General features: G+C 43.7%; 15 protein-coding genes. 1 reads left to right on the top strand and 14 read right to left on the bottom strand.

Features of this window, described 5'->3' with window-relative positions:
• Positions 1-71: 71 nt before the first annotated feature.
• Together J1N09_RS10645 and J1N09_RS10640 are read right to left on the bottom strand one after the other, a co-directional pair.
• Positions 72-818 carry a tetratricopeptide repeat protein gene (locus tag J1N09_RS10645; RefSeq protein WP_265200174.1) on the bottom strand — a complete coding sequence of 249 codons (747 nt, stop codon included), beginning with the start codon at positions 816-818 and terminating at the stop codon, positions 72-74.
• Positions 811-1,386 (bottom strand): RNA polymerase sigma factor, encoded by a 576-nt coding sequence (locus J1N09_RS10640; protein ID WP_265200173.1) that lies wholly within the window; start codon positions 1,384-1,386, stop codon positions 811-813. Before J1N09_RS10640 ends, J1N09_RS10645 begins: the two co-directional genes overlap by 8 nt.
• A gap of 120 nt (positions 1,387-1,506) precedes the next feature.
• On the opposite strand from J1N09_RS10640, the gene J1N09_RS10635 reads away from it, so the two are divergent.
• Positions 1,507-2,433, top strand: coding sequence for a tetratricopeptide repeat protein (locus J1N09_RS10635; RefSeq protein WP_265200172.1), 927 nt, complete (start codon positions 1,507-1,509; stop codon positions 2,431-2,433).
• Here the strand turns inward: J1N09_RS10635 and J1N09_RS10630 are convergent, their stop codons facing one another.
• The 12 genes from J1N09_RS10630 to J1N09_RS10575 all read right to left on the bottom strand — a co-directional run bounded on the left by J1N09_RS10630 (position 2,434) and on the right by J1N09_RS10575 (position 11,713).
• Positions 2,434-2,823, bottom strand: a complete 390-nt coding sequence (locus tag J1N09_RS10630; RefSeq protein ID WP_265200171.1) for a Dabb family protein — start codon at positions 2,821-2,823, stop codon at positions 2,434-2,436.
• Positions 2,820-4,043, bottom strand: a complete 1,224-nt coding sequence (locus tag J1N09_RS10625) for a glycosyltransferase (protein WP_265200170.1) — start codon at positions 4,041-4,043, stop codon at positions 2,820-2,822. The genes J1N09_RS10630 and J1N09_RS10625 overlap by 4 nt, the downstream gene beginning before the upstream one ends.
• A gap of 3 nt (positions 4,044-4,046) precedes the next feature.
• A complete protein-coding gene (locus J1N09_RS10620; RefSeq protein WP_265200169.1) occupies positions 4,047-5,360 on the bottom strand; it encodes a hypothetical protein in 1,314 nt (437 codons plus the stop codon).
• 35 nt (positions 5,361-5,395) lie between these two features.
• Positions 5,396-6,700: a 30S ribosomal protein S12 methylthiotransferase RimO gene (rimO, locus tag J1N09_RS10615; RefSeq protein ID WP_265200168.1), complete on the bottom strand. Its 1,305-nt coding sequence runs from the start codon at positions 6,698-6,700 to the stop codon at positions 5,396-5,398.
• A gap of 11 nt (positions 6,701-6,711) precedes the next feature.
• Positions 6,712-7,566: a class I SAM-dependent methyltransferase gene (locus J1N09_RS10610; RefSeq protein ID WP_265200167.1), complete on the bottom strand. Its 855-nt coding sequence runs from the start codon at positions 7,564-7,566 to the stop codon at positions 6,712-6,714.
• Positions 7,563-8,519, bottom strand: a complete 957-nt coding sequence (gene ftsY / locus J1N09_RS10605; RefSeq protein WP_265200166.1) for a signal recognition particle-docking protein FtsY — start codon at positions 8,517-8,519, stop codon at positions 7,563-7,565. Before ftsY ends, J1N09_RS10610 begins: the two co-directional genes overlap by 4 nt.
• A 304-nt stretch (positions 8,520-8,823) precedes the next feature.
• The gene (locus tag J1N09_RS10600) at positions 8,824-8,976 is read right to left on the bottom strand and encodes a DUF4295 domain-containing protein (RefSeq protein ID WP_265200165.1); all 153 of its coding nucleotides are present in this window, start codon (positions 8,974-8,976) and stop codon (positions 8,824-8,826) included.
• An 18-nt stretch (positions 8,977-8,994) separates the two neighbouring features.
• Positions 8,995-9,177 (bottom strand): 50S ribosomal protein L33, encoded by a 183-nt coding sequence (gene rpmG, locus J1N09_RS10595; protein ID WP_151893685.1) that lies wholly within the window; start codon positions 9,175-9,177, stop codon positions 8,995-8,997.
• Between the two features lie 26 nt (positions 9,178-9,203).
• Complete coding sequence (rpmB, locus tag J1N09_RS10590) at positions 9,204-9,443, bottom strand: 50S ribosomal protein L28 (RefSeq protein ID WP_265200164.1); 240 nt, start codon at positions 9,441-9,443, stop codon at positions 9,204-9,206.
• 65 nt (positions 9,444-9,508) lie between these two features.
• Positions 9,509-10,756 (bottom strand): competence/damage-inducible protein A, encoded by a 1,248-nt coding sequence (locus tag J1N09_RS10585; protein WP_265200163.1) that lies wholly within the window; start codon positions 10,754-10,756, stop codon positions 9,509-9,511.
• 3 nt (positions 10,757-10,759) lie between these two features.
• Entirely contained in the window at positions 10,760-11,101 is a 342-nt protein-coding gene (locus tag J1N09_RS10580) for an Hpt domain-containing protein (RefSeq protein ID WP_265200161.1), read from the bottom strand.
• Positions 11,102-11,713, bottom strand: coding sequence for a fumarylacetoacetate hydrolase family protein (locus J1N09_RS10575; RefSeq protein WP_265200160.1), 612 nt, complete (start codon positions 11,711-11,713; stop codon positions 11,102-11,104). It abuts the gene before it with no gap.
• Position 11,714 lies beyond the last annotated feature (1 nt).

Genomic DNA, 11,714 nt, shown 5'->3' with positions numbered 1-11,714 from the left:
ACAAGGATAATTCAGAATAAGTAAATCTGAATAATACTTACCTCAACTAAAGATTCGTCTGGCTACCGATATTAATTCTCTATATCGATTTTCAGGATGTCTTTAGCCCATCGATGATTGTAAGTGCGTTCTCTGGCGATCTCTTTCAAAACTTCTTCGGCCTCATTGGTTTGCCCATCTTTCAGCAAAGTTAGAGCGTAATACCAATTAGCCTGTTCTTTAAGCTCCGATTGTTCCAGTCGGACTTCATTCAAATAATACAAAGCGTTCGAATAATCCGGATGATCCATCTGCAGATAGCTCAAACCCTCGTAAAACTCAACAACGGTGAAGTGGATATTATCTTCAGCGATCTCAAAATAACGCAAGGCATCCTCATAATTCCCCGCGGCATAATGCTGTGCCGCCCTGTTCCAGTTCTCCGAACCTCCCCCGGAGTTATCGCGAATCACCGAAGGCGGATCATAGGGTTGATAGTAGGCTTCGAACACTTCCGATGCCGACATGTTCCCTTTTATGTTCAGAAATGTGGACATCCCTATTAGGATTGCGATCGAAGCGACAATTGTGACGATTAGACGTTTGCCAATTTTAAAAGTCTTCTTTTGTTTCTTGGGGGTGTTCTCATAAGACCACATATTGTACTTCAGTTCTTGTCGGCCAGCTTCCTCAACCACTTTGTGGGCTGCTAGCGTTGCTTCATAGGATTCCTTGAATTCGGGATCGTGCTCCAGTCTATGCTCAAAGTTCATCACCTCTTCACTGCTCATTTCACCTTTGATATAACGTTCAATCTCTATTTCAAATTCTTCATTCATCGGATTCTGTTATTTTCAGCAGCCCGGGGCGTGCTACCATTAGTTCGCGCAGTTTCTTTAAACATTCAAACTTCCTGTTTCTCAGCAATTGTTCATTTGCAAAATTTCCTTCAGAAGCAATTTCTTTCAAGGGTGTTTTGTGATAAATACATTCGATAAGGATATACTTACAATCAAAGCCCATCAAACCTATGATCTCCCGAATCTGATCCTGCCTTTCTTCATCCGTAAGCGGAATCAAACCATCTCTCCGAATCTCTGTCGATTGAGATTCTTCCGGCTCGGATATTTGTTTCTTATTTAATCGTTTTGACCATTCGGATTTCGCGATCGAGTAAAGCTGGGCTGATATCGCGCTATCCTCGGAAGGAACTCCTTTCTTTACGGCGTCGTAAAATTGTATCATGCAATCCTGGAAGAGATCCGTGGCTTCAGCTTCCGTACCGCTATTCGAGACCACATAGGCACAAATGATATCCCGATTCGCTCTGTAAATAGCTTCCATAGCCCTATTACGACTCGCCTTGTTTCCTTTTAACAAGCTAATCAACTCACTATCTGAAGTCACTCTTTCAATAACTGGTTTGTTTTAAATACTGGATTGTAATAAAAATATCAAAAAAATATGCAGCAAACCCAACTTAGTAGTTTTTTATGAAATACTATCTTTAGGGATAAATCGAATCTGATGAAATTATTACTACCACTCCTATCCGCAATTGTACTCTTATCCTGCAACAATAATAAGGTTGAAGAGGACACACACTTCATCGAACATTACGAAGCGATAAGTTTGCTGGGGGATACCCTGCGGTCTGCCTCTCCTTCGGAAAAACTAATGGACCGTTTCAATGAAAAGAATGCAGCCTTCGTAAAAGACTCTAACAATCTGGATAACACGATTTGGTACGGCAGATTTATGGCCTACAAAGGTGACTACCAAAAAGCAATCGGGGTCTATTCTGAAGGGCTAAAACGATTTCCGGATGAATCCCGTTTATTGAGACATCGCGGGCATAGGTACATATCTGTGCGTGAATTCGACAAAGCAATAAAAGACTTGTCCCGGGCTGCCGAATTGATCCAGGGCGAGGAAAACCAGACCGAACCTGACGGTATGCCGAATGCACGGAACACCCCCGTAAGCACTATGCATGGAAATATCTATTACCATCTCGGATTGGCACACTACCTGAACCAGGACTTTAATAAGGCCCTGGAAGCCTTCAAAAAATGCCTGGGTACATCTTCCAATCCGGATAATGTAGTTTCAGCAACCCATTGGATCTACATGATCAACCGGAGAATGGGACGCCTGGAGACTGCAGACCAATATCTCGAGCCTATAACGGAAGATATGGACATCATCGAAAATGATGCCTACCATAAAGCTTGTTTGATGTATAAAGGGATCTTACAACCTGATTCGCTATACCAGCCGGGAGGCGAGGACAGTGCTTCGGGAAGTGCATTGAAATACGCCATTGGGAACTGGTATTTCTACAATGGAGAGCGTAAAAAAGCTAAGGAAATTTTCGAGGCCATTGTGGCTGGGGACGATTGGGCCTCCTTCGGCTATATTGCCGCAGAAAGCGACCTGGCTAATCGGTATTAGCTAGTCCGGGATCATATCGAAAGTGGCGGGAGGTGCCGCGAGCACTGGCATTAAACTATCCCGAACCTTGAGATGATATGGATGATCCGCGTACGATTTCAGGTTCGCAATTGATGTGAATTCGATTTCCATAAGTAAATCGTAATCAAGTGTCCGCGAGTCGCCGACATCGGTACGACTACTCACTTCCACTTCAGAAACACCATCAATTTCCACTAAAGTTTTTAGTAGCTCCTTAAAACTTTGAATTTCCTCTGCAGACACACTGTCCTTCAATGAGAAAAATACCAGGTGCTCGATCCTGGTCTCATCAGTTTCTACCACTTCGGATACATGCTGTTTACACGAGATCAGTAAAAATGTAAATGCCAATAAAAATATGGTTCTCATCGCTTGTTCTTTTCCTCTATCCACTTACTCATATACCGGGTAGCCTGCACTGTTTGTTGCTGAAATACCTGGCCTATAAAATGTTTCCTCCTGTGAGATTCCAGGGACTTACTAAGTTCGTTTAGTTTTTTCTGAAAGGGTAGCAAGACTTTAGGCCAGTTAAATCGATTGGTTAGAATTTCTGTGCCACTCTTTTGTGCTTCGCTCCATTTTTCTTCGGAAGTGTACAAGTCTGAAGCTAATTTGACAAACTCTTTCGGGTCATCGGTTACGTATCCTCCGAAGGTACGTTTTCCGGAGATTCCTTCTGCCCCTATTGAAGTGGTCACCGAAGGTGTTCCATAGTACATGGCGTTCAGCACCTTTCCTTTTAACCCGGCCCCAAAACGTAGCGGAGCCAAACAGACCCTTGCATTCTTCATAACATCCGATACATCTTCGGTCCATCCTTTTACCAGGAATCCAGTCGACTCATCGTGCAATTCGGAAACCTGTTTCGGGACATAGGCTCCATAAATGTGCAATTCTGAATTCGGGACTTTCTTGCGGATAGCAGGCCAGAGCTCACGAGCCAGATACAACACACTATCCAGGTTAGGTGCATGCTGGAAATTACCAATTGTAACGAAATTCGATCGTTCCTTAAAACCAGGGAGTTCATTGTTTGCTACTTTTTCGAACCCCAAGGGTAAGTAGCACAGCAAACCTTTCGGCACCTGGAATGTATTTTCTAATAAGTTTATCTCGTATTCCGAAATGATCAGGGAGAGGTCGGAACGAAAGATACTCGCCAATTCGCGTTTGGCCAGGTCTGTGTATAGATTACTTTTTTCAACGGGAATCCCACTTTTAACCGCCATTTTTCGAGCATCCCTGAGGAAGTGAAGGTCTTCTGTGTCTAGAATTTTAAGGGCATCCGGACAAATTTCTGCCACTCGCCATCCAAATTGTTCTTCAGAAATAAAACGGTCGAACAAGACTACATCAGGATTTAATTTTCGAAGCAAATCATCGAAGGAGGGATCATTGAGTTGCAATTCATGGGTTGATATCCCCTTATCCTCTAGAACGGCTGAATAATTGGTAGTGGCGGCTGTACTACCGAAGTGGATCTCATAGGTTTCGTTTCTGAAGAAATCGAGCAATTGCATCATCCTTCGCCCGGCTGCTGTAGTTGTTGGCTCGGGAAATGTTCTTCCAATGACAAAAAGCTTTTTCAAGGACTAGAGTTTGTCCAAAGATAGGACGGCCGTTTTAATTGAGGAAGAATCATCAGAAACATCGGTCCAGGCAAACATAAGGGTATCGCCTACCTTTTCCATTTGAGGAAACCCGCTGGCTCGTTCCCTACTGGTTCTTGAAACGGTAACAAGCTGTCCTTTTTTTCCTTCGGAATTCACCTTCAATAAACGGATCACCTCATCATCCCCATCCGGTTCCATCCAGATCACAGCCGCTTCCGAAGAACTAATCATAGTGAGATCTACCCTGCCGGTAGCATTCCCCGAATCCACCCTTATGGGCTCACCAAAGGTAGCTCCGTTATCAGCGGAGAAAACAACCTGCACCTCACCTTCATCCCTCGCAGCCGTGAACCAGGCCAGTCCAACGCTGTTCTTATAGGCATCCACAGACGGACCGTTCACAGGACAACCCGCGATCTCCCAATTATCATTTCCTATCGTTTGCGGTTTCAGCCATTCATTATTTACCTGTCGTACCACGGAAATATCCCGGATCTCCTCCTCACTCCTGTCACGATAAGCTACCAAAGGGCCGTTTTCAGTAATCGTGGCGCTGGTCTGGCAACAATCGCATACACGATGATCAATTTCAGCTTCCATAACCACGTCTCCCCTGGGGTCGATAACAGCCCCTCTAAGAGTCATGGCACCGGGACCGTGTGTGTCATGATCAACATGCGAAGCGGCAGAGGTGTTTCTTCCATCCAACCAACTTACGAAGAAGGATTGCTCTCCATAAGGAACGATGGAGACGAATCCATGCTCGGTTTTAGTAGTATCGCTGTGTAACTTGAAATTTTCTTTTACAACCCCTACGGCACAACCTCCTTCTATTTGAACGTAATCATGATTAAGAATGATGTCATAAGCGTAAGTAGCACTGTCCGATTTCTTCAGATAACTAAATATATGACGTCCTCCATTTTCGGCATACGCCGGGAAATCGGCCCAGTTCACGAACCAGTCTGTACCCCCTTCCTCCAAATGGCTTTCGTTCCAGTCAGTTCCATCGTATCTCGTGGAATAAAGTATAGATATTGAATCCATTTGTTCAACCCAGGACATATATACCTCATCACCATTACTGAATAGTCTTGGAAGAGAACTATTTCCCTCAACCGGGTTTTCGATTGGAGTGACCGAAATTTCTATTGTTTTATTCTCGATGGAAGGATCATTTTTACAAGCCAGAACAGCTGAAATGAACATGATAAAGATGATGAGATTTCTCGCTTCGCCCGAAATGACAAAGAGTAAACTAATAAACGAATCAACAAATAAACGTTTCAACATAGTTAATGAGATTTCTCGCTTCGCTCGATATGACTTCAGTCAAAAGCTTCTCCATACAGATCGAAGTCCTCGGCAGCATGGATCTTAACATCGTAGAAGTCACCGGTGCGCAGATAACCATTGTCTGCACTGATGAGTACTTCATTATCCACATCCGGACTGTCATACTCCGTTCTGCCTACGTAATAGTTGCCTTCCTTGCGGTCGATCAACACCCTGAAGGTCTGCCCTATCTTCGCCTGGTTGAGTTCCCAGGAGATCTGACTCTGGATTTCCATGATCTCGTTAGCACGCTGCATCTTCACTTCTTCGGGAACGTCGTCTTCAAGGTTATAGGCATGGGTATTCTCTTCGTGGGAATATGTAAAACAGCCCAAACGTTCAAAACGTGTCTCCCGCACCCATTCTTTAAGTGTTTGAAAATCTTCTTCGGTCTCACCCGGATAACCAACAATCAATGTAGTACGGATGGCCATTTCAGGTACCGCCGCCCTGAATTCTTTCAACAGTTTTGTGGTCTTGGCTTTTGTGGTTCCACGTCGCATGGATTTCAGAATGGGATCGGAGATGTGTTGCAGTGGTATATCAATATAGTTGCAGATCTTAGGTTCTTCCCTCATAACATCCAGTACATCCATTGGAAACCCTGTTGGGAAGGCGTAATGGAGTCTGATCCACTCAATACCTTCTACTTTCGCCAATGCCTTTAGTAATTTAGCCAGCTCTCTTTTCTTGTACAGGTCTAAGCCATAGTAAGTAAGGTCCTGGGCGATCAGGATGAGCTCCTTTACTCCATTGGCCGCTAGTTTTTCTGCTTCCGTTACCAGGTCTTCAATAGGTGTGGATCTGTGTTTCCCTCTCATAATGGGAATGGCGCAAAACGAACAGGGACGATCACAGCCTTCGGCAATCTTGAGATAGGCATAATTTTTCGGAGTGGTGGTAAGTCGTTCACCGATGAGCTCGTGCTTATAATCTGCCCCTAATGCTTTCAGTAAACCAGGCAATTCCGTTGTTCCGAAGTATTGATCAACATCAGGTATTTCCTTCTGAAGGTCTGGCTTATAGCGTTCGCTAAGGCATCCGGTTACAAAAACCTTATCTACCTCACCCTCCTGTTTTTTCTGAACGTATTCCAGGATGGTATTTACACTTTCTTCTTTGGCATTGGCAATAAACCCACAGGTGTTGATCACCACGATATTGCCTTCTTCCTCATGCACAACCTCTTTGTTGTTGGCACGAAGCTGTCCCATGAGAATCTCACTGTCGTAGACATTCTTCGAGCAACCCAATGTCACTACGTTGATCTTATTCTTCTTAAGGGATTTGGTTCGCATCTACACTTGAATTAACTATAAATTACCATGTCCTGGTATTCTTGCTTTGCGGGATTCCGCTCTTCGTCCTTCCAGAATCCTTCAATTACTTTTACTTCTGAAAAACCAGCGTTCTTCATCATCTCATTCAGCAGTTCACGATGAATGGCAATATTTCCCGCGGTGACATTCTCGTCCATGAGCCTGTAACCGGCTTTTTTATAAGGAAAACAGAAACGATCATTATTCGCAATATATTCTTCGTTACTGTCGTCATAAATAAAGAAGGTCGATAAAGATTTACCACCATCTTTCAACACTCGTTTCGATTCATTCAGGTAATTCTGTATTTCATCTACTCCCATGTGTGTAAAAACAGAAAAGGAGAATATTTTATTGAAGTGGGTATTTGTATATGGAAACACAAATTCACTGGCTTTAGCCACTTTATTGTTGTAGAGATCATTAAAGAGAGGCACATAGGTAAAATTGAAATTGGAATGATCCTTCCTGATCTTCCTATTACACCAGTTAACCCCTAATTCTACAACATCAAAACCTTCGTAATATCCACTTTCCTCAAGATAGTCGACAAGTGCGATCGCAGTTCGGCCAATTCCGCTTCCGATATCCAGCACTCCATCTGTTGGTTGCAAAGTAATATGTTCTTTCAGAAGATTTAACTGATGGATCCCTTGATTAACAAACTCTTCGGGTTGGCCGGTTCCTCCCGTGTACACAATTCCACGAGGCGGGACATATTTGCCTCGCTTACCACTTATGCCGTCTATAAAGTCGGCTGGAAAGTAATAAAGTCGGCGAACGGTATGTCGCTGACCAGCAGATAGGGAATACCAGAGTTTCCGAAGTTTGTTCTTTGCGATCATCGTTTGAAGAATGAATCCACAAATTCAAATTTATTGAATACCTGCAGGTCTTCAATTCCTTCTCCAACACCAATGTATTTCACAGGGATCTGGAACTGATCACTGATCCCTATCACTACGCCTCCTTTAGCCGTTCCGTCCAGTTTGGTAACTGCCAGGGAGGTTACTTCAGTAGCCGCAGTAAATTGTTTGGCCTGCTCGAAGGCATTCTGACCTGTAGATCCGTCTAATACCAGTAGCACATCATGCGGTGCATCGGGGATCACTTTTTGCATCACGCGCTTCACTTTGGTGAGCTCGTTCATAAGGTTCACTTTGTTGTGGAGTCGTCCGGCAGTATCTATGATCACCACATCTGCGTTTTGGGTCACCGCACTTTCAAGGGTGTCGAAGGCTACGCTTGCCGGATCACTTCCCATCTTTTGCTTTACGATGGGTACTTCGGTACGGTCTGCCCACACCTGTAGCTGATCTATGGCTGCTGCTCTAAAGGTATCTGCTGCCCCTAGAACCACACTTTTACCTGCTTTTTTAAACTGATAGGCCAGTTTTCCAATGGTTGTGGTCTTCCCAACACCATTCACACCAACCACCATGATCACATAAGGGTAATCAGTTTCCGGAAGTGAAAAATCAGTATCGTCACCTGTATTGGTCTCACTTAAAAGCCCGGCGATCTCTTCCCTAAGGATCTGATTAAGCTCTTCCGTTCCAAGGTATTTGTCCTTGGCTACGCGTTCTTCAATTCGCCCTATGACCTTCAGAGTAGTATTTACACCCACATCGCTGGAAACAAGAACTTCTTCCAGGTCGTCGAGAACATCATCATCCACCTTGCTCTTTCCCGCAACTGCCTTGGAAAGCTTGTCGAAAAAGGAGTTTTTACTCTTCTCGAGTCCCTTATCGAGGGTTTCCTTTTTATCTTTTGAAAATATCTTTTTAAATAAACTCATTTAATTCAATTTATTATACGCGTTAGGGATTGAAGCGGCATCCTTTGTGTCTCCCTGAGCGCCCGCCTGAACGGAACGGGCAGGCAGTCGAAGGGTCTGAGACAAAAAGATACAGCTGAAAGCCCGGTCGTGAAGTAAGCGTTAGATTTGCTTCACGGAACGCCCATCATACATCACTAAAGCTTGTATGACGAGTGCAAAGATACAAAATAGCCCTCCATCGTAAACAACAATAGTCTACTTCAGAGGGTATAAAAAAAGCCACTCATAAAAAGTGGCTTACTATATTGTGTTTCGAAGAGGTTTACTGCTTGTTCAACCAATCGTTTACCATTTCGGGAGCCATGATAGACTCTACAAAGGTATAAGCTCCGGTCTTAGGAGATTTAACCATTTTGATTGCTTTGGTTAAACGCTTCGAACCTGTTTGCAAACTTGCTACTGATTTCTTTGCCATGACTCTAGATTCTTTGGGTTACTTAATTTCTTTATGAACAGTCATTTTCTTCAGGATAGGATTGAATTTCTTCAACTCCATTCTATCCGGAGTATTTTTCTTGTTCTTGGTCGTGATATAACGAGAGGTTCCCGGCTTTCCAGACTCTTTGTGTTCTGTGCATTCCAGTATAACTTGTACTCTATTTCCTTTTCTGGCCATCTTATCAGACTTAATCGATTAGGCAATTATTTTTTCAGAAACCCTTTCTCGCGGGCTTCCTTAATAACTGCGGAGATTCCTTTCTTATTAATGTTCTTTAATGCCGAAGTAGACACTCTTAAGGTGATCCACTTATCCTCTTCAGGAATGTAAAAGCGTTTCTTCACGAGATTAACGTTAAACTTTCGTTTTGTTTTGTTCATCGCGTGAGACACGTTGTTTCCAACCATTGCTCTCTTTCCTGTAAGCTCACAAACTCTTGACATTGCTAGATAATTTTAAACAGGGTGCAAATTTAATAAAATATATTGGTTCGGACAAAGAAAGAATTTCAGATTTTTGAAATTTCTTTTAGCAGCAATTCGAAGGCTTTATTGGTGGTCTTCATAATCACGCGCTCCCTTGGTTTCCCGAAATTGAATTGTTCAACAAAAGTCCGCCCGGGAGTAGCTATGCCAATAAACACGGTACCTACCTCCGACTGCGCATCTCCTTTAGTGGGACCGGCGATACCCGTGGTCGCGATCGCAACATCCGAATCGAAGAGTGTCTTACAACGTTCGGCCATGGCCTCGGCTACCTCAGCACTCACCACGGAATGCCTTTCAATAAGTCTTTCATCTACGCCAAGGATTCTAACTTTCTGCCTCGTTTCATAAGGTGTGATACTACCCACAAAATAGGAGGAAGAGCCTGCGATTGAAGTAATTTCTTTGGCAATTGCCCCACCGGTGCAGCTTTCAGCAAGGCTCAGTGTGTACCCTTTTCTCTCGAGGAGTGCTGCTATTCGCTGCTGAATGGTCGTTTCTTCCTCATATCCTACAGCGATATCGTCCAACAGGGCGTGCAGGGCGTTCATTTGGTTATCTACCCGTTCTTTTATCCCTTCCTGATCTGTGCCTTTGGTGGACAGTCTGAGCCTAACTCGACCTAACGATGGCAAATAGGCGAGTTTTATATCATTTGGGAGATCGTTCTCGAATTGTTCGATGAGTTCAGCTATTGCACTTTCCCCCATGCCATAGGTTAGAAGGGTCTTGTGATAGATATGAGGCCTGTTAAACTCTTGGATGACCCTGGGAAGCACATATTCGGTGAGTAAATGTTTCATTTCATATGGCACTCCCGGCATGGAAACAAATACGGTATCGTCCTTTTCCATCCACATTCCGGGGGCAGTGCCATGCTCGTTCTTCAACACTATTGCTGTTGAAGGCACTTTTGCCTGTTCCAGGTTAGCCGGTAAGGGGTCCCGCTGAAGGTATTTATTGAAAATGTGGTGAATATTCTCCAGGGTTTCAGGGTGATCAATCAATTGGTCATCCAGAAACTCACAGAAAGTATGTTTGGTGATATCGTCTTTAGTAGGGCCCAATCCGCCGGTAACAAGCACTAGATCTGCATGATCCCTGGCGTCTGATAGTGCTTGAAGTATATGCTTCCTATCGTCCTGAATCGATGTGATCTGGTAGACCTGGACACCAATCTTGTTTAGTTCTTTACTGATAAAGGCAGAGTTGGTGTCGACGATTTGACCAATGAGAATCTCGTCACCTATGGTGATTATTTCGGCTAGCATTTATTACAGTTCAAAATCGGCTTTGAGTTCTTCAAAAACCGCATGAAGAGTGGTTGTAACGTTATGAACGTTTTCGTCCACGGAAGATTTATTCTTGGAGGTCTTGGTCCACGCTTCGATAGTAGTAATATCCTTTAACACATCGATCCCGAACATTTCAAGATTCGGTTTCATTTTGTGAGCGAACTGGTAGGCCAACTCCTTGTTGTCATTGGCTACGGCCTCTTCCATTGCCTGGAGATCCGGAGGGATTTCATCCAGGAAAGTCCGCGCAACAACTGCCATAAAATCTACGTCGCCACCGGCGATCTCACGCAGACTATCTATTGAATAATGCTTAGTCATTTACTTTACTTTAATTGAAAAAATCTCGGTGCTATCGATAAAACCGGTCAAAACATCATCAGGATTCACCTTCCCCACACCAGATGGGGTGCCGGTAAAGATAATATCTCCAATCTTTAAAGTGAAATATTTGGAGATATATTCGATTAACTCATCTATTTTCCACAACATAATTGCAGTGTTTCCCTGCTGAACGGTTTCACCATTCTTTTCAAGATGGAAATCGATATTATCCACCGACTCAAACGCTGTTTTCGGGATAAAATTACCAATTACAGCCGCACCATCGAACCCCTTGGCTTTTTCCCAGGGAAGTCCTTTTTCCTTTAATTTCGACTGCAAATCGCGTGCCGTGAAATCGATCCCCAGCCCGATCTCATCATAATACTTGTGCGCAAACTTTCTATCGATATGCTTCCCGATCTTTTTGATCTTTACCAGTATTTCCACTTCGTAATGTACATCGGAAGAGAATTCAGGAATAAAAAAGGGTTGTTTTTTGAGCAATACCGAAGTATCCGGTTTCATAAAAAGAACAGGATCCTTTGGCTTTTCATTATCGAGTTCTTCTATATGGGCGGCGTAGTTTCTACCTACACAGATGATCTTCATG

Origin of the sequence: Aureitalea sp. L0-47, assembly GCF_026126405.1 — a bacterium.
GTDB lineage: Bacteria > Bacteroidota > Bacteroidia > Flavobacteriales > Flavobacteriaceae > Pukyongia.
Note: the sequence above shows the minus strand (reverse complement) of the source record. Positions and strands in the feature narration are given on the sequence as shown.